The organism is Bacillus sp. FSL R12-0074 (assembly GCF_038005725.1).
Lineage (GTDB): Bacteria > Bacillota > Bacilli > Bacillales > Bacillaceae_G > Bacillus_A > Bacillus_A mycoides.
The window spans coordinates 4,434,445-4,454,371 of sequence record NZ_JBBOTR010000001.1; the positions used below are offsets into that span (position 1 = coordinate 4,434,445).

General features: G+C 37.1%; 14 protein-coding genes and 3 other annotated features (1 of these 17 cut by a window edge). Of the genes, 1 reads left to right on the plus strand and 13 read right to left on the minus strand.

Annotated features, from left to right (window positions below; translation table 11 throughout):
• Positions 1 to 28: 28 nt before the first annotated feature.
• The 8 genes from NSS97_RS23045 to zapA form a co-directional block, all read right to left on the minus strand.
• Positions 29 to 2,992 (minus strand): NEAT domain-containing protein, encoded by a 2,964-nt coding sequence (locus tag NSS97_RS23045; RefSeq protein WP_341114117.1) that lies wholly within the window; start codon positions 2,990 to 2,992, stop codon positions 29 to 31.
• A gap of 19 nt (positions 2,993 to 3,011) precedes the next feature.
• Entirely contained in the window at positions 3,012 to 3,719 is a 708-nt protein-coding gene (isdC, locus tag NSS97_RS23050) for a heme uptake protein IsdC (RefSeq protein ID WP_044442286.1), read from the minus strand.
• Positions 3,720 to 4,180: 461 nt separating this feature from the next.
• Positions 4,181 to 5,506: a branched-chain amino acid transport system II carrier protein BrnQ6 gene (gene brnQ6 / locus NSS97_RS23055; RefSeq protein WP_044442284.1), complete on the minus strand. Its 1,326-nt coding sequence runs from the start codon at positions 5,504 to 5,506 to the stop codon at positions 4,181 to 4,183.
• Positions 5,507 to 5,619: 113 nt separating this feature from the next.
• Positions 5,620 to 5,870: a binding site (T-box leader), on the minus strand.
• A 107-nt stretch (positions 5,871 to 5,977) separates the two neighbouring features.
• Positions 5,978 to 6,667, minus strand: coding sequence for a 23S rRNA pseudouridine(2604) synthase RluF (locus tag NSS97_RS23060; protein WP_044442282.1), 690 nt, complete (start codon positions 6,665 to 6,667; stop codon positions 5,978 to 5,980).
• Positions 6,668 to 6,863: 196 nt separating this feature from the next.
• Entirely contained in the window at positions 6,864 to 9,224 is a 2,361-nt protein-coding gene (locus NSS97_RS23065) for an endonuclease MutS2 (protein WP_002184859.1), read from the minus strand.
• A gap of 19 nt (positions 9,225 to 9,243) precedes the next feature.
• Positions 9,244 to 10,962: a DNA polymerase/3'-5' exonuclease PolX gene (gene polX, locus NSS97_RS23070; RefSeq protein WP_341114121.1), complete on the minus strand. Its 1,719-nt coding sequence runs from the start codon at positions 10,960 to 10,962 to the stop codon at positions 9,244 to 9,246.
• Between the two features lie 55 nt (positions 10,963 to 11,017).
• The gene (locus tag NSS97_RS23075) at positions 11,018 to 11,557 is read right to left on the minus strand and encodes a CvpA family protein (RefSeq protein ID WP_002129333.1); all 540 of its coding nucleotides are present in this window, start codon (positions 11,555 to 11,557) and stop codon (positions 11,018 to 11,020) included.
• A gap of 1 nt (position 11,558) precedes the next feature.
• On the minus strand, positions 11,559 to 11,828 hold the full coding sequence (gene zapA, locus NSS97_RS23080) for a cell division protein ZapA (RefSeq protein ID WP_002112165.1): 270 nt from the start codon (positions 11,826 to 11,828) through the stop codon (positions 11,559 to 11,561).
• Positions 11,829 to 11,952: 124 nt separating this feature from the next.
• Between zapA and rnhC the strand changes: the two genes are divergently transcribed.
• Complete coding sequence (gene rnhC / locus NSS97_RS23085; protein ID WP_044442280.1) at positions 11,953 to 12,891, plus strand: ribonuclease HIII; 939 nt, start codon at positions 11,953 to 11,955, stop codon at positions 12,889 to 12,891.
• 216 nt (positions 12,892 to 13,107) lie between these two features.
• Here rnhC and NSS97_RS23090 read toward each other — a convergent pair whose 3' ends face one another.
• The 5 genes from NSS97_RS23090 to pheS form a co-directional block, all read right to left on the minus strand.
• Complete coding sequence (locus NSS97_RS23090; protein ID WP_002112167.1) at positions 13,108 to 13,242, minus strand: YuzL family protein; 135 nt, start codon at positions 13,240 to 13,242, stop codon at positions 13,108 to 13,110.
• A gap of 82 nt (positions 13,243 to 13,324) precedes the next feature.
• Positions 13,325 to 14,227 carry an SDR family oxidoreductase gene (locus NSS97_RS23095; RefSeq protein WP_044442278.1) on the minus strand — a complete coding sequence of 301 codons (903 nt, stop codon included), beginning with the start codon at positions 14,225 to 14,227 and terminating at the stop codon, positions 13,325 to 13,327.
• 173 nt (positions 14,228 to 14,400) lie between these two features.
• Positions 14,401 to 15,792 (minus strand): asparagine--tRNA ligase, encoded by a 1,392-nt coding sequence (gene asnS / locus NSS97_RS23100; protein WP_002034242.1) that lies wholly within the window; start codon positions 15,790 to 15,792, stop codon positions 14,401 to 14,403.
• A 52-nt stretch (positions 15,793 to 15,844) separates the two neighbouring features.
• Positions 15,845 to 16,096, minus strand: a binding site (T-box leader).
• A gap of 153 nt (positions 16,097 to 16,249) precedes the next feature.
• Entirely contained in the window at positions 16,250 to 18,670 is a 2,421-nt protein-coding gene (gene pheT, locus NSS97_RS23105) for a phenylalanine--tRNA ligase subunit beta (protein ID WP_044442274.1), read from the minus strand.
• 18 nt (positions 18,671 to 18,688) lie between these two features.
• Positions 18,689 to 19,723: a phenylalanine--tRNA ligase subunit alpha gene (pheS, locus tag NSS97_RS23110; RefSeq protein WP_002015457.1), complete on the minus strand. Its 1,035-nt coding sequence runs from the start codon at positions 19,721 to 19,723 to the stop codon at positions 18,689 to 18,691.
• Between the two features lie 43 nt (positions 19,724 to 19,766).
• Positions 19,767 to 19,927 (minus strand) — a binding site (T-box leader); it runs 68 nt beyond the window's last position.

A 19,927-nucleotide genomic window follows, 5' to 3' on the forward strand; every position in this document is an offset into this window, starting at 1 on the left:
ATGCGGACATGCATCAAGACTCTAAAAATTACAATCTACCTGCTCTATATTTTCGAACTAGTAAAGCAAGTGAACCGAGCAGTAGCACCATGTATAAACCAAGTTGTGCTGTATCTGCTGTTTTTGAGTTTTTCTCTTTTTTCGAATCATTCTTTGTATCTTCTTTTTTCTTCTTATCATCTGCATTTCGGTTAAAATCAGGATTATCTACTTTTTTTACATTATCTACTTTCGGTGTAATCACTGGATTGTTCGGATCATTTTTTGGATCCTCTTTAATCGTCCCTAACGCACCAATATTATTTGTATCAAATTGAATTTGGACATCGTAGAAGTGGTGGTAGTTCATCTCATCAATGTCTACTTTCACTTTTGCATTTAATTTTTTAAATAAATCTTCTACTTCAAATTGTACTACTCGCGTATTTGCATTTTTATCTTCACTTACTACTTTTGCATCAGCAAAAAGACTATTGTTTTCTGTTTGGAATTTCGTAATCCACGCACTATTTTTCAGCGTCATCTCAATGTACTTTTTACCATCTTTAACGATTAATTTTGCTGGATTTACAGTATAGTCATGCATCTTTGAAAGTTCTTCTGTTTTGTCTTTTAACACTTTAAATGTAATATCATATTGACCATCTACTAAATTTTTCGGATCAACTATTACTTTCGGTGTATTATTTCCACCTTGATTGTCGTTTCCACCTTGGTTATCGTTTCCGCCTTGGTTGTCGTTTCCGCCTTGGTTATCGTTTCCACCTTGGTTATCGTTTCCACCTTGGTTCCCTAAAGCTTTGATACTATCTTGATCAAATACAAATTGAACATCGTAGAAATGGTGATAATTCATTGAATCAATATCTACTTTTACTTTTGCATTTAATTTTTTAGACAAATCATTTACTTCTACTTCTACTACTCTTGTATTTTGCTCTTTATTTTCACTTAATACTTTTGCATTAACGAACGAGCCATTCTTCTCAAAATCAAACTTTGTAATCCATGTACTATTTGTTAATGTAAACGATACATATTTCTTACCATCTTTTACTTTCAATACACCTGGGCTTTTTGTGTATGTATTCATCATTGATATTTCTTCTGTTTGATCTTTTAATACTTTAAAGCCAATGCTGTATTCACCGTCTTTAAGAGCGTTTGGATCAATTGTTGTATTATTGCCTTGGTTATCTAACGGTTTAATGCTATCTTTATCAAATGCAAATTGAATATCATAGAAATGATGATAATTCATTGAATCGATGTCGACTTTTACTTTTGCGTTTAATTTTTTCGATAAATCTGCTACTTCCACTTCCACTACACGCGTATCAGCTTTCGTATCTTCACTCAATACACTCGCATCAACAAACGAACCATTTTTATCAAATTCAAACTTTGTAATCCAAGCGCTATTCGTTAATGTGAATGATACATATTTTTTACCATCTTTCACTTTTAAAACGCCTGGACTCTTTGTATACGTGTTCATCATTGAAATTTCTTCTGTTTGATCTTTTAAAGCTTTGAAATTGATACTGTATTCACCATCTTTAATTGTTTCAGCATCTGGATTTTTGTTTCCATCTGGTTTTTCTACTTCTGGTTTCTCTTCATTTTTAATTTGTTCAAGCTTATCTTGTTCAAATAAAAGTTGCCCATCATGTGTTTGCTTATAGTTTCTTGATGCCATTTCGATAAATACTTTTGTATTTAGTTTTTTAGATAAATCGTTTACTTCAAACTCTACTACTCTTGTATCTTTTTCTTTATCTTCACTCACTACTTTTGCATCAGCAAATGCGTCATCTTTTTCCGTTTGGAAATTTTTAATTAATGAGCTATTTTTTAACGTTACAATTGCTTTTTTCTTACCGTTTTCTACTTTTAATACCCCTGGATTTACCATGTAAGTATTCATCTTAGATTCTTCATCTGTTTGATCTTTTAACACTTTAAATGGAATGCTGTACTCTCCATCTTTAATTGTTTCAGTATCTGGTTTTTCTACTTCCGGTTGTTTCTCTTCATTTTTAATTTGTTCAAGTTTATCTTGTTCAAATAAAAGTTGTACATTATGTGTTTGCTTGTAACCTTGTGATGCCACTTCAATAAATACTTTTGTATTTAGTTTTTTAGATAAATCGTCTACTTCAAACTCTACTACTCTTGTATCTTTTTCTTTATCTTCACTCACTACTTTTGCATCAGCAAATGCGTCATCTTTTTCCGTTTGGAAATTTTTAATTAATGAGCTATTTTTTAACGTTACAATTGCTTTTTTCTTACCGTTTTCTACTTTTAATACCCCTGGATTTACCATGTAAGTATTCATCTTAGATTCTTCATCTGTTTGATCTTTTAACACTTTAAATGGAATGCTGTACTCTCCATCTTTAATTGTGTTAGAATTTGGTTGTTGATCTGGGTCAGGCTTTTGGTCGGGCTTCTGACTCGGATCCGGATTTTCATTTGGATCTGGCTTATTAGCTGGGTCCTCTTTTTCATTTGGTTGTTCTACATGAATCGGTGTAATACTATTTTGATCAAATGCAATACGCACATCATAGTCATGATGATAATTAAAAAAATCAATGTCTACTTTTACTTTCGCATTTAATACCTTCTCTACATCGTCCACATCAAATTCTACGACTCTTGTATCTTTTTCTTGATCTTCACTAATTACATTTGTCGCAACAAACTGACCACTTTTTTCCGTTTCAAACTTTGTAATCCATGAACTATGTTCTAACGTAAAGGATACTTTCTTTTTCCCATTCTTCACTTTTAAAGTTCCTGGACTTACAGAGTATTGATTCATCATAGATTCTTCATCTGATGTGTCTTTAAGAACTTTGAAACCGATTGAATATTCACCGTCAGCTAGTTGACTAGCAGCTTGAACTGCAAGGGGTTGTAATGTTGATGCGAATGTAAATACCATTAAAAACATCGCAACAACAATTTTAAGATATTTATTCAATAGAATACCGCTCCTTTATTTAGTTTTGACGTACTTTACGAATTAAGAAAACACCTGAAATAAGAAGTAATGCTGCAAATAATCCGATACGTGCTTCATCACTTGTTTTTGGGTTATCTGTTTTTTCAGCTTTCCCACTTTCATTTGTTCCTTTATTTACATCTTTGTTTGTTTCTTTGCTCTCTTCTTTCTTCACTTCTTCTTTTACTTGTGTATTTTTTTGAGTTTGATCTTCATTTTTTGTTGCAGCAGTTGCCTTATTCTCTCCACCTACTGCTTTTACATTTGCATCAAACGCAAAGCGAATTGTGTAGTTATGGTCATAATTTACGTTCGGTACAACAACATGAATTTTTACAGCTGCTGGTTTAGATAAGTCGTCTATTTTAAACTCTACAGTTCTTTTATCTGCAGATTCATCTTTACTAACAACTTTTGCATCAACAAAGTTCCCGTTCTCTGGTGCTTTAAATTCTGTAATCCAAGCACTATGATTCATAGGAATTTGTACTCTCATCTCACCATTTTTTACAATTAACTTAGCTGGTTTTTCAAAATAATCATTTGCCATTGAAGCTGAATCATTTTCTGCTTTTTGTATGACATAGTTAATATCGTAAGTACCGTCAGCTACATTTGCCGAAACTTGTCCGAATGGCACTACGAGAAAAGCTAGCATACATACGAATGTCATAATAAAAGCGGGTAATACCGAAAACTTTCTCATTTACCTTACTGCCTCCTTGTTTTTCTTTTTTGAAAATGATAATTATTCTCAATATATAAGAAAAAAAATAATCTTTCTATCTCTATTTTATAACGAGTAACACTATGTAGTTAGAAATATATTGATTATCATTCTCATTGATAGACAAAAAAATAATCCCACCAATTTTTCCTATAAGAATAAACATAAAACTCTTTCATCATTTTATTGATTATCATTCTCAACTAATTTCAAAAAAAAATAAACCGCCTAATTCTATCGTTCTATCACCTCTTCTTACAAAAATGATATAGTCATAGAAAACCTCTTCCCTTCCAATATTTCCACAACTAAGTCAATCTTAGCCTACTGGTAATTTTTTTGTCAACTATATTACGTATAAAATTTTTAATATCTGAATTCTTCTATATATAATTTTTCTACAAAAAAAGAGGCTTTCTTTTAAAGAAAGCCTCTTTCCCTTATTTTTCTACAGCAATTTCTTGCTTTTGAAATAAAGAAACTACATATCCAATTGCAATTCCAATGATACCCGGAACTAGCCAACCAATCCCTACACTATATAATGGAATTTTATCTAAAATAGGAGCAAGGGCCGCTACTTGAAGATTTGCATTATGCAATCCATCAAAGAAGCTAATTGCAAATGCGCCTACAATACCGCCTACATACATAGCTAATGGAAGACGAATATAGTTTTCAACAAGCGATAATACGATCAGTACAATACCAATTGGGTAAATTGCAATTAAAATCGGCAATGCTAATGCGTTTAACTGAGTTAAACCAAGATTTGCTACCATAAATGCTAATACAGAGAAAATGAAAATGACTTTTTGATAAGAAAGCTTTGGTAATAACGAAGAAAAATATTCTCCACAAGCTGCTACAATACCGACAGAAGTTGTTAAGCATGCTGCTGTAATTGCGATACCTAGTAATAATGTTCCGTAGCTACCAAATAAATGATTCACGACGTTTGTTAAAATAATTCCACCGTTTGCTCCCATTCCAAGTGAAACACTTGAAGCTCCAAGGTAAGCAAGTGCTAAATAAACAAGAAGTAAGCCAAGTGCTGCAATAAATCCTGCAAAGATTGTTACTTTCGCAATACTGTTCTTATTTGTAATGCCTTTTGCTTTTAAAGCATTGATCACAACATTTCCGAAAACAAGTGCTGCTAATCCATCTAAAGTTAAATATCCATCAATAAAACCTTTAAAGAGCGGGGCACTATACGCTTCTGTAGGGGCACCAAACTCTCCCATTGGAGTCATAATTGCTTTCGCTACAATAATTGCAATAACAGCTAATAAAATTGGAGTTAACACTTTACCAATGCGCCCCACTAATTTCGATGGGTTTAATGCTAAATAGAAAGTTACTGCAAAGAAAATAAATGTAAAGATAACAAGTGGATAGGATTGACCAGCTATCTCACTTGATAAAAAAGGTGCAACACTCATTTCATAAGCAACAGTCCCTGTACGTGGCACACTAACAAATACGCCTAAACATAAATAAATTGCAGTAATGAAAATTAGCGCGAATACAGGATGTACACGTCCTGCTAATTCATTAATATCTCCCTTTAGAGCTATAACAATAACTCCTAATAAAGGCAGTCCTACACCTGTTACGATAAAGCCAAATAACGCGATCCATACATCTGTTCCAGCACCTTGCCCTAACGCTGGTGGAAAAATCATATTACCGGCACCGAAAAACAGTGCAAATAACATTAAGCTTATTGCAAACATCTCAGAAAACTTTAAAGATGATTTCATTTCTACTACCTCCTAATTATTTTATTGACAAAATATTCTGAATTAAAATCCGTCACATATCCTCTTTCAAGCATACTTCCCCGTAAAAGAACGCAAAAAACACCCGTCCCTAACAAAGGGACGAGTGTTGAAATCGTGGTTCCACCCTTATTCTAATAAAATGAATTTATAACGAAATAAGCTCATTTTATAGCTCGTGTAAATTGATAACGGTTTTATCCGCCAAGAATTACAATGCATCTGCAGTTCACTCTTGAAGTTTAGAGGTGGTAAGTTTGTCTTTCCGTATTAGGAAGCTCACAGCCTAAGGCTTCCCTCTCTGAGAATCGTCAAAAACAACTCATGTCCTCATCATTACTTTTATAAAATATCTTGTCGAAACTTGTTGTTTTTTATTATATGGGCTATTTTTTAAAAAATCAATAGTTTTATTTTTTCTGACAAAAAAATATAGGGAGAAAACTTTCCTCCCTATAACTGCCCTATTAATATTTCTAATTCCTTAGCTGTAATGTCTCGCCATTTTCCAGCTTCAAGCTCATTTAGCTCTATATTCATAATGCGCACTCGCTTTAGCTTTGTTACAGTAAATCCGAAAGCACGACTCATTCTACGAATTTGCCTGTTCATTCCTTGCGTTAAAACGATGCGAAATGTAGATTGATCGACTCTCGTTACTTTACACGGCTTCGTCATTCCATCTTTAATTTTCACTCCACCAGACATCTCATCAATAAACCAATCTGTAAACGGCTTATCAACAGTGACAACATATTCTTTCTCATGCTCATGATCACCGTGCAAAATTTGATTCGCAATCGCACCGTCATTCGTTAATAAGATGAGTCCTTCCGATGCTTTATCTAATCGTCCAACAGGAAAGATTCGTTCTGGATAATCGATATAATCAATAATGTTTCCTTCAATATGTTCGGCTGCTGTACAAGTAATTCCGACTGGTTTATGGAAGGCAATATACACCTTTTCTTTCTCTTCTTTTGCAATAACTTGCCCATCAATCGTTACAATATCACCTTCATTAACGAGTGCACCGTGCGTACATACTTCACCGTTAATACAGGCGCGTCCTGCTTTAATGAGACGGTCTGTTTCACGTCTTGAGCAGGATTTTGCTTCGCTTATGTATTGGTTGATTTTCATGTTTTGTTCCTTTTCTTATAGATTAAAAGCGTCAATCCATGGCAATATCATTATGCCAAGATTGACGCTCCTTCACTTCGCAAAAACAACTAAATAAATAACCCCAATTACCAAAAATATTCCGCAACAAGCTAACAATACTTTTGCAAGTTTGTCCATAAACATATAATGGTTTCCCCTTTTGTTTGGTTGTTTGCTATTTTAATTCGACAACTGTTACGCCTAGGCCTCCCTCGCCCATGTCACCGTAGCGGTAGGTTTTCACACCGCGATGTTTCTTCAAGTAATCTTGTACACCTTGGCGAAGCGCTCCTGTTCCTTTACCGTGAATAATTGATACACGAGGATAGCTTGCAAGCTGTGCATCATCTAAATATTTTTCAACGCGCATCATTGCATCTTCATAACGTTCGCCGCGAAGGTCTAGCTCTAACGACACGTGATAATCTCTACCCTTCACACTTGCGACTGCTTTTTTCTCAGTTTGCTTCGGTGTATTAATGTATTCCATATTGGATTCTTTCACTTTCATCTTCAGAATACCAATTTGTACGCTCCACTCTGTATCACTTACTTTTTCAAGCAATTGACCTTTTTGACCGAACGTTAACACTTTTACTTCATCACCTGCGCGTAATTGTTGTTTTGGCGCTGTGTTTTTCACGTTTACTTTTTGTTTCTTCACAAGCTCTGGCGCCGCACCTTCTAGACGGCTCTTCGCTTCAATAAGCTCATGGTCTTTCACGTTTATAAGCTGTGCTTTACGCAATTGACGAAGTTCTTGAATAATGCCTTCTGCTTCTTGCTTTGCAGCTTCGACTTTTTCTTCCCCTTCTTTTTGCGCTTTTAATAATTTTTCATCGCGCTCATCGTTAAATTCAATAATTTGACGTTGTAATTCACGATGAAGTTTTTCAGATTGCTTACGATGCTCTTCCGCTTCTTTTCGTTCGCGCTCTGCATTTTTTTGGCTTTCTTCTAGCTTTGCAATCATATTTTCGATTTTGTTCGTATCTGTACTAATATGGTTACGAGCGCGATCAATAACTCGATCAGACAAACCAAGACGCTTCGAAATTTCAAAGGCGTTACTACGTCCTGGTACACCGATTAATAATTTGTACGTTGGGCTTAATGTATTCACATCGAACTCAACGCTCGCATTAATAACTTGCTCACGATTGTATCCATATGCTTTTAATTCTGGGTAATGCGTCGTTGCAACAACGCGAGCACCACGGTTACATACTTCATCTAAAATAGAAATCGCTAGTGCAGCCCCTTCTTGCGGATCTGTCCCAGCACCTAATTCATCAAATAGGACTAAACTTTCAAAATCAGCTTTTTCTAAAATATCTACAATGTTTACCATATGAGAAGAGAATGTACTTAAATTTTGTTCAATCGATTGCTCATCACCGATATCAGCAAAGATGTTTTTAAATACACATATCTCTGATTCATCCATTACTGGAATATGAAGACCAGATTGCGCCATTAAGACACAAATACCGACTGTTTTCAGTGTAACTGTTTTACCACCTGTATTCGGTCCTGTAATAACGATTGTTGTAAAGTCTTTACCAAGCATAATGTTATTTGGCACGATAATTTCCGGATCAATAAGCGGATGGCGTGCTTGTTTTAAATCCATGTAGCGTTCATTATTTACGATTGGCTTCGTCGCTTTAATTCGCTTCGCATAAAGAGCTTTCGCAAAAATAAAATCAAGATTTGCAACTACTTCTACGTTTGATAAAACAATATCAGCTTCCACTGCTACTTCTTCCGTTAACATCATTAAAATGCGTTCTACTTCTTGTTTTTCTTTCACACGTGCTTCTTGAAGTGCGTTATTTAATTCCACGATTACTTGCGGTTCGATAAATAATGTTTGTCCAGAAGCAGATTGATCGTGAACAATACCACCATATACGCCGCGGTATTCTTGTTTTACCGGGATTACGTAGCGTTCGTTACGAATCGTTACAATTGCATCTGATAACATTTTTTGCGCGTTTGAAGAACGCGTCATGTTTTCTAATTTCTCACGAATACGGCTTTCCGCAGTACGAATTTGATTACGAATACCACGCAATTTGTCACTTGCGCTATCGACTACTTCACCGCCGTCACCAATACAATTTGTAATCTTCTTTTCTAAATCATATAAAGACACAATTTGCGCGACATGTGTTTCTAAAATTGGAAGCTCAACACCGTTGTCAATCATATCGTCAATGAAACGTTTCATTTGGCGACTACCGTACATCGTACTTGCGATTTCAATTAATTCATAAGGACTTAACATACTTCCAATTTTCGCACGCTTAATATTTGAACGAATATCAGAAATCCCTCCAAGTGGTACATGTCCTTTTAAACGGATGACTTTCGCTGCCTCATCCGTTGTTTCTTGCAATTCCACAATTTCTTCAAAATCTGTGCTTGGCACTAAATTCTTCACTTTATCACGACCAAGTGAAGATGCTGTATGTTCAAGTAATTGTTCTTTTACTTTATTGTATTCTAATACACGCAACGTTCGTTCTAACATGTTGCAGGTCCCCCCTGTATTACTTATTACGTTTAATATAGTCTAATAAACGTTCAATATCCCATGTGTTAATCACGTTATCTTTTTGAATCCAACCTTTACGCGCTGCTGCTACACCTGTTTCCATATCTTCTAACATTTCAAGTGTATGGGCATCCGTATTAATCGCTACTTTTACACCAGCATCTTGTACTTGTTTTAATAATTTCGCGCTTAAATCTAGACGGTTTGGATTTGCATTTAATTCTAAAACTGTATTTGTTTCTTTTGCGAGCTGGATTAATAAATCTGTATCTACATCGTAACCCTCACGGCGCCCAAGAAGACGTCCTGTCGGATGGGCAATCATTGTGACATGCTTATTCTCAAGTGCAGTGCGAAGACGCTTCATAATCGTTTCACGGTCTTGTGAGAAGCTAGAGTGAATGGCTCCAATGACATAATCTAGTTCTGCTAATACTTCATCGTCAAAATCAAGTGTCGCATCTGGTAAAATGTCCATTTCAATCCCGCGCAAAATTGTAATGTCTGGATACTTTTCATTCATACGTTCAATTTCTTTCGCCTGTTCACGAAGACGCTCTTTCGTTAAACCGTTCGCTACTTTCAAGTATTGCGAGTGATCAGTAATTGCCATAAATTTATATCCACGAGCGCGGCACGCTTGTACCATTTCTTCAATTGAAAAAGCACCGTCACTCCACGTTGTATGCATATGTAAATCACCCTGTATATCAGAGAACTGAATTAAGTTCGGATACTCTTTAATTAATTCAATTTCTTTTCCATCTTCACGCACTTCTGGTGGGATGAATGGAAGGCCAAAGTGGGCGAAGAATGCTTCTTCTGTTTCGAATGTTTTCACTTCACCTGTCTCTAAGATTTCCACACCGTATTCACTAATTTTCTCGCCTCTATCTTTCGCAATTTGGCGCATTTTTACGTTATGGTCTTTTGATCCGGTGAAATGGTGAAGAGTTGTAATAAATTCTTCTGGTTTTACTAAGCGGAAGTCAATTGAAATATCATATTCATATTGAAGACGAACAGATACTTTCGTATCTCCACTTGCAATCACTTCAATCATATTATCAAATTGTAGTAAATGTTCACGCACTACTGCTGGCTCTGTCGTTGCAATGATGAAATCTAAGTCCTTCACTGTCTCACGAACACGGCGTAAACTACCAGCGCGTGAGAAACGAATTATTTCAGCAACATTCGACAATTTCTCCTCTATTTCCCCGGCAATAGGCAATACCATCGCAATTGGTAAACGCTCTGGACGAGAGCCTACTTGATCAATTGCTTCTAATATTTTCTCTTCTGTTTTCTTACCGAATCCAGCTAAAGCTTGTACTTTATTTTCTTCACAAACAGCTTTTAACGTTTCCATATCAACAACACCAAGTTCTTTGTATAACTTGGCCACCTTCTTACCACCAAGGCCTGGTAGTTTTAATAGTGGTAATAAACTGCTTGGTACTTCTTTTTCAAGTTCTTGTAGTACTTCAGATGTTCCCGATTCTATATATTCTTGAATAACTGCTGCCGTTCCTTTTCCGATACCTGGAATCTTTGTGAAATCTTCAATTTCAGAAAGACTACTGTCATCACTTTCTAGTGCTGCCGCCGCTTTACGGAATGCAGATATTTTAAATGGATTCGCGCCCTTTAGTTCCATAAATAGGCCGATTGTCTCTAGTAATTTGATAACTTGTTTTTTATTCACTTTCATCATTGCCCCGCCTTTCTTTCATAGAAAAAAACTTCTCTTTCCGAAAAAAGAGAAGTTACACTCTGCTACCTGTCTGCCATAGTTCCTTCACCTTTTCAGAAAGAATCGGTGTATCGTCTACAATTATTTTGCTAATTGATGATTTTTGTAATGGTGTTTGTATTTGTTCAATTGGAAGAATTGTTCCAACAATAATTAAGACAAACAGAATGATATACACTTCTAAAAAGCCAAGAAGTGCCCCAGCAACCGCATTGACTTGCTTTAAAACTGGGATTTCTGCAAACATATTCAGTAAATTACCAAGTAGTGAAAGTGCGATTTTTGTAATAATAAATAATACAATAAACGCAATTGCTTGATAGAAGACACCCTCAATATTATTCGCATCTATCCATTCTGGAACAGACACATTCTTATCAAATGGATACGGAATAATTTTTGCAAGTGCTGGCGCTAAATCTTTACAGTACCAGTATGCAACGAGGTATGCGATAATAAAGCTTGTTAACTTTACAAGTTGCAAAATAAATCCTCTGCGTAAACCGAGGAAAAATCCCATAACAAGCAATAAAATGATAATAATATCAATCATGTTATTCAATTCCTTTTTGTGTCATACTTTCTTTCAATTTCTCATGTTCTTCTTTTAATTTTATGTAATCGTGTATGACGTTTACCGCCGTCAATACCGCTAGTCTACTCGTATCAAGCGAAGGATTCTTGGCATTGAGTTCGCGCATTTTATCATCCACAATCGCTGCTACCATGCGGATATGACTTGTACTTTCATCGCCAACAACTGAATATTGTTGACCATATATTTCTACATTAATTCGACTTTTATTTCCCTTTTGTTGTGACAACTCACCGGCCTCCAATCACGTACAGAATCCTAAAGTTTATCATACCATGAACCATCATAATATGGAAACAGAAAGAACAATCCGATATGATAAAAATAACAATATTAAAAAAGGAGCGACCATTTTGTCAAATTCTATCGTAATACAGACAAGTTCTAGTGCAATTGAAGACATGAAACAACAATACAAACAAGCGCTTAGCCCGAAAATTCCGCAAGGCGGTGTCTTCATGGCAAAGGTACCATCTTGCACGATTACAGCATATAAATCAGGCAAAGTAATGTTCCAAGGGGGCCGTGCCGAAGCAGAGGCCGCTCGTTGGCAAACTGTCTCTCAAACACCAAAATCCGCTGTAAAAAAATCGGCCAATTCGCATCAATATGCACCACCTTCTTCTATTGGTACAATGTCGATTTTAGGGTCCGATGAAGTAGGTACTGGAGATTTCTTTGGACCGATGACAGTTGTTGCTGTATATGTGGATGCGAAGCAAATTCCACTTTTAAAAGAACTCGGTGTAAAAGACTCCAAAAACTTAAATGATGCTCAAATTGCTGAGATTGCAAAACAACTCCTTCACGTTGTTCCTTACAGCTCCCTCGTTCTTCATAATGAAAAATATAACGAGCTATTTGATAAAGGAAACAACCAAGGTAAACTAAAAGCTTTACTGCATAACAAAGCCATCACAAACTTATTGGCAAAAATCGCGCCTACAAAACCAGAAGGCATCTTAATCGACCAATTTACACAGCCTGATACATACTATAAATATTTAGCGAAACAAAAACAGGTACAGCGTGAAAATGTTTACTTCGCTACAAAAGGTGAAAGTGTCCATTTAGCAGTAGCCGCCGCTTCCATTTTAGCTCGTTACTCATTCGTAAAACAATTTGACGAACTAAGCAAAAAAGCTGGTATGCAACTTCCGAAAGGTGCTGGTAAACAAGTTGATATTGCCGCTGCTAAATTAATTCAAAAAGTCGGTAAAGAAAGACTACCTGAGTTTGTGAAAGTGCATTTTGCTAATACAGAGAAGGCGTTTCGCTTATTGAAAAAATAACTACTTTTTAGTATCGACAGGATATGGATGAACTAAACAAGGCGAAAAGAATTGAATTCTTTTCGCCTTTTATGAATGAAAAATGGATAAATAGAATCTCACACGTTCCTATTTTTGTCGCACTTCTTCGTTATATCGATATATATTTAAATTTAGGACGATATATATTCACTATTCACCTAAAAAAAGAGAGTCTCCATGACTCCCTTTTTATGTTTAACTTCGTTTCTGCTTCTTATTTGATGAAGGTACTTTATAAGAACCCGTTTCATGCGTAGTCGTTCCTTGTCCTTCCACTTCCGGAGAACCTAAGCTTGATCTAGAATGGTCTGTTTTCACTTTCTTACTCATTACAATCACCCCCAAGATTACTTTTCACTTAAGAGTAAAAAACTATTCAGCATAACCATCTGAACATATACTGGCTACTCTTTTATCCTCCTGTCTGTTTTTCACTAATGTCCCATAGACGTTTTGCGGCATCCTTATCCAAGGCAGCTTCAGACATTTTTCCTATTTGCTTATCGGCATAGTAATAACCACTATGATCAGTAAATTCAGTTGATTCTGCTAGCCATATTAGAGTTTCAGCACCTTCCTCGGGTGTACGAGAGAAAGGTTTCATTGCTGCCATAGTTAAGCGAGCAACCAGACCATTGTCCTGGTTAAAATTCGTATCCACTAGCCCTGGATCAAAGCTATAGGCACTAACACTCGTTCCCTCCAACCGCTGTGCCAATTCAGAGGTGAATAAAATGTTAGCCAGTTTTGTTTGCGCATAACGCATTGTGGGACCGCCCATGAACTTCTTAACACCGCGATAAAGTTGTTCTGCATCTAGATCACCGAAGTCAATTCCCTTTTTAGCCATTTTGTGACCGTGAGATGCAGTGGTAATGACACGAGCAGGAGCACTTTCTTTTAAACGCTCCAACAACAAATTAGTGAGTAAGAATGGACCTAAATGGTTTACCGCCCAGGTCATCTCCAAACCGTCCTTCGTAAGCTGCCTTGTTTGAAATAAAGCACCAGCATTATTCACTAATATATCTATTCTCGGACACCTTTCTAAAATATCAGTAGCTACCCGGCGTATAGATTGTTGGGAAGCCATATCAGCTAAAAATATATCTACCACTGCATTCCCATTCGTTACATTTTTAATTTGAGTCATAACATCATTCGCTTTTGCTTCGTTACGTGCAATGATTCCTAGTTTGGCACCGCGTTCTGCAAATACCTTAGCTGCCGCTAATCCAATACCACTTGTTGCACCAGTGATCACTATATACTTGTCACGCAATGTCCACTCTGTATGACTTGGAATTTCTCCCATTGTACAAAAACCCCTTCCCTATAAATGTCGCATTCGTTTTACTTATATATGAAGTGGGAAGGGAACTATGAACAACATCTTTTCCAATCGTGAAATACTTTATAAAATTCGGCTTGTAGTTACACCCTTTCCAATAAAAAAAGCGAGAGGAAATCCTCTCGCTTTTTTATATCTTAAAACTCTGAAGAACCTGGAGTTCTTGGGAATGGAATTACGTCACGGATGTTAGCCATGCCAGTGATGTACATTAGGAAGCGTTCGAAACCTAGACCGAATCCAGCGTGTTTTGTACCGCCGTATTTTCTAAGTTCTAAGTACCACCAGTAGTCCTCTTCGTTCATACCTAATTCTTTAATTCTGTCTACTAAAACGTCCATTCTTTCTTCACGTTGGCTTCCGCCGATTAATTCACCGATGCCAGGAACTAGAAGGTCAGTAGCAGCTACTGTTTTACCATCTTCGTTCATACGCATGTAGAATGCTTTAATGTCTTTCGGATAGTCAGTTACGAATACAGGGCGTTTGAAGATTTCTTCTGATAAGTATCTTTCGTGCTCTGTTTGTAAGTCAATACCCCATTCTACTGGGTATTTAAATTCAGCACCTGATTCTTGAAGTACTTTAATTGCTTCTGTATAAGTGATGCGACCGAAGTCAGAGTTGATTACGTTGTTCATGCGCTCTAGAACTGTTTTATCAACGAAGCTGTTGAAGAAGTCCATTTCTTCTGGTGCATGCTCTAGTACGTATTTCATTGCATACTTCAGCATATCTTCTGTAAGATCCATTACATCGCCTAACTCAGCGAATGCAATCTCAGGCTCAACCATCCAGAACTCAGCTGCGTGGCGAGTTGTGTTTGAGTTTTCTGCACGGAATGTAGGACCGAATGTGTACACATCACGGAATGCTAACGCATAAGCTTCAGCATTAAGCTGTCCACTTACTGTTAAGTTTGTTTCTTTACCGAAGAAGTCTTTTGATTCGTCAACTTGTCCGTCTTCACCTTTAGGTACGTTGTTTAAATCTTGCGTTGTTACGCGGAACATTTCGCCTGCACCTTCTGTATCACTACCAGTGATGATTGGTGTGTGAACATGTACGAATCCACGTTCTTGGAAGAACTGGTGAATCGCAAATGCTGCGATAGAACGCACACGGAACGTTGCAGAGAATGCATTTGTTCTTGGACGTAAGTGAGCGATTGTACGTAAATATTCAAACGTATGACGCTTCTTTTGAAGTGGGTAATCAGAATCTGATAAGCCCTCGATATCAATTTTTTCTGCTTTAATTTCAAATGGTTGCTTCGCTCCAGGCGTTGCAATTACTTTACCTTCTACTTTAACTGAAGAGCTAAGTGGAAGCTTTGCAATTTCTTTGAAGTTCTCTAATTCTGTATCGAAAACGATTTGAACACCTTTGAAGAAGCTACCGTCGTTTAATTCGATGAAACCAAATGCTTTTGAATCACGTAAGTTACGAATCCAACCTGATACTTGTACTGTTTGATCTGCGTATTTATCTGTATCTCTATACAGACTTTTTACTAATGTGTTTTCCATAGTAAAATTCTCCTTTACTCATATATTTAAATACAAAAAAACCTTTCATCCATAAAGGGACGAAAGGTTAAACTTCGCGGTACCACCCAATTTGTCATAAAGACCAACTTTAACTCGTATGTAATACATACTTCCCGGTTTGTAACAGGCCGGATTCCCGTCTAAGTCTACTCTTGAATACAAGTTTCAATTTCGGTTAGCAACTCCAAGGTGTTCTTCACATATACCGCCTCATCAGGCTCTCACCGTCCCTGACTCGCTTTGGATTATAGTATATACTACTTTTCCTTATCATCGTCTTTCGTTTTGTTAAACTAAAATTAATGTACTACATTCGAGAGAAAGATGCAAGATGTCAGAAAATATATCGACGATTTTTATAATATATCGACTTACCGACATGTTCCGACAATCGTGCCATAAAAAAAATTGCCGGACTTAATCCGGCAATTTTTTATTACTTACGTAACTCCGCACCAAATTTCTCTTCTACCGCTGTTAATACACGGTTATGCGCTTCTGTTACTTCTTCGTCTGTTAATGTACGTTCTGCATCGAAGTAGTTCATAGAGAATGCAAGTGATTTCTTGCCTTCTTCCATTTTTTCACCTTCGTATAAGTCGAATAGTGCTACGTCTTTCAGAAGTTCTCCGCCAGCTTCAGCAATGACTTGCTTCATTTCACCAGCTTTTGTTTCTGTTGTTACTACAACAGCCATATCACGTGTCATAGATGGGAAACGTGGAATTGCTGAGTAGTAAGTTTCCTCAGCGTCTGCACCGAATACTTTTGCAAGAGATAATTCGAATACGAATGTATTTTTCACATCTAATTGTTTTTCTGTTTCCGGGTGCAATTGACCGATGAATCCGATTGCTTCACCATCTAATACGATGTCAGCTGTACGGCCTGGGTGCATACCTTCACGTTTTGCTGGTGCATAAGTGATTTGATTTGCCACGCCAAGTACGTCGAATAATCCTTCTAATACACCTTTAACAACGAAGAAGTCTACAACTTTCTTCTCACCTTGCCATGCATGGTGAAGAGCAAGACCTGTCATAACACCTGCAAGATGTTGTTCTTCTTTCGGAAGTTCTCCTGCTTCTGTTGGTAAGAAGATAGAACCTACTTCATATAATGCAACGCTGTCGTTTTTACGTGCAACATTGTATGAAACTGCTTCTAACAATTGTGGCACTAAGCTTAAACGAAGTTGGCTACGCTCTTCGCTCATTGGAAGCGCAAGATTTACAGGAGCTTTTTCGTTCGGCTCAACCATATATTGTTTCGCTTTGTCAGCGCTTGTTAATGAATATGTGATTGCTTCATATAAACCAGCACCTTCTAGGAAGCGGCGTACTTTACGACGTTTCGTTTGTGCTGATGTTAATTTACCACGTGTCATTGTTCCAGATGGTAATGTAACTGGAATGTGATCATAACCATACAGACGACCTACTTCTTCTACTAAGTCTTCTGAAATTGTAATGTCAGGACGACGTGCTGGTACATTTACATGGAATGTTCCTTCTACTTCTGTGAATGGGAATTTTAAGTTTGTGAACATTGTACCCATTTCACTCGCAGAAATATTTGTACCTAATACACGGTTTACTTTTTCAGCAGTAACAGATACTGTATGCTCTTGTACTTGTAAGTTGTCAGCTTCTACTACACCTTCAAGTGCTTCTCCACCAGCGTATTTTGCCATTAAAGCAGCTGCATGTTGAATTGCTTCAAATGTACGTGTTGGATCGATTCCTTTTTCAAAACGTGCACTTGATTCGCTACGAAGACCTAAGTCTTTTGATGTACGACGCACTGTTTGACCTGCAAAGTATGCAGACTCAATTAGAACGTTTACTGTCTCGCTATCAACTTCAGAATCCGCTCCGCCCATTACACCAGCAACAGCTAACGCTTTTGTGCCGTTTGTAATTACAAGATGGTGGCTTTGTAACGTACGTTCTTGAGCATCTAATGTTTGAATCTTTTCGCCTTCTTTTGCAAGACGAACAACGATTTCTTTTGAACCTAATTTATCGTAATCGAATGCATGTAACGGTTGACCGTATTCCATTAAAATGTAGTTTGTAATATCAACTACATTACTAATTGGACGAATGCCAGCTGCCATAAGACGAGTTTGCATCCACATTGGTGATGGACCAATCTTTACGTTCTTCACCATTTTTGCAATATATAATGGGTTTTCTTCTTTCGCTTCTACACTTACAGAAATGTAATCAGAAGTTTTTTCTGCTGTTTCTTGTAAGTCGATAGCTGGAAGTTTTACTTCACGGCCGTAAATAGCAGCTACTTCATATGCAACACCTAACATGTTTAAGCAATCTGCACGGTTTGGTGTTAAACCAAGCTCAAGTACTTCATCATTTAAATTTAAAATTTCAAGTGCATCTGCACCAACTTCAGCATCACTTGGGAAGATGAAGATACCGTCTGCATATTCTTTCGCAACGAATTTCCCATCAATACCAAGCTCTTGAAGAGCACAAACCATACCGTGAGAAGCTTCCCCGCGTAGTTTTGCTTTTTTAATTTTGAAGTTACCAGGAAGTACAGCGCCAACTTTTGCAACTGGTACTTTTAAACCTTTTGCAATGTTAGCAGCTCCACAAATAATTTGAACCGGTTCTTCTTCACCGATATCGATTAAGCATTTGCTTAATTTATCAGCTTCTGGGTGTTTTTCACATTCTAATACGTGACCAACTACAACACCTTTTACACCTTTATTTAATACTTCAACACCTTCTACTTCAATACCACTTTTCGTGATTTTGTCTGCTAGTTCTTGTGCTGTTACATCTTTAATATCTACATACTCTTGTAACCAACGATATGATACGAACATATTTATCCTCTCCTTCCCTTACGCTCGTTTGAACTGCTGTAAGAAACGTACATCATTTGTATAGAAATGACGAATGTCATCTACGCCGTATTTCAACATTGCGATACGCTCTGCGCCCATACCGAATGCGAAACCTTGATATTCTTTTGAATCATAACCAGCCATTTCAAGTACGTTCGGGTGAACCATACCTGCTCCTAAAATTTCGATCCAGCCAGTCCCTTTACAAGTGCCACAACCTTTACCGTGACACATCATACAAGAAATATCCATCTCTACAGACGGCTCTGTGAATGGGAAGAAACTTGGACGAAGACGGATTTCACGATCTTCACCGAACATCTTTTTCACGAATACTTGCAGTGTACCTTTTAAGTCACTCATGCGAATATTTTTATCAATTACAAGACCTTCAATTTGCATGAATTGGTGTGAATGCGTTGCATCATCGTCATCGCGGCGATACACTTTACCAGGACAAATAATTTTAATCGGTCCTTTTTCTTTATTCTTTTCCATCGTACGTGCTTGCACAGAAGATGTATGTGTACGTAGTAACGTTTCTTCTGTAATGTAGAATGTATCTTGCATATCACGCGCTGGGTGATCTTTCGGTAAGTTTAATGCTTCGAAGTTGTAGTAGTCTTTTTCTACTTCTGTTCCTTCAGCTACTTCATAACCCATACCGATGAATACATCTTCAATTTGTTCAACAACTGCTGTTAACGGATGGTGACAACCTGTTTCAACAGGACGACCTGGCAGTGTAACATCAATTGTTTCAGTAGCTAATTTCGCCTCAATTACTGCTTTTTCTAAGTTACCAATTTTGTCTTCTAGACGCGTTTGAATCGCTTCACGTACTTCATTTACTAATGCTCCCATACGTGGACGCTCTTCTGCTGATAATTTTCCCATGCCGCGTAATACTTCTGTAATTGGACCTTTTTTCCCTAAATACGCTACGCGTACGTCGTTTAAGCCCTTTAGCTCTTTCGCTTCTTCAATAAGCTCTAACGCTTTTTGCTTTAGCTCTTTTAAACGTGCTTCCATTTGGAACCCTCCTAATTTTAAAAATAAAAAAACCCCGCTCCCAAAAAGGGACGAGGTAAATTCGCGGTACCACCCTAAATTGACAGAACAAGTCTGCCCACTCATTAGTTATAACGATCAATTCTGACCGGAACGCCTTTACATATAAATGGTCCTGGCGCCAACTCCAGAGGTGAATTCACTTCCATCTACCATAAGAATGCT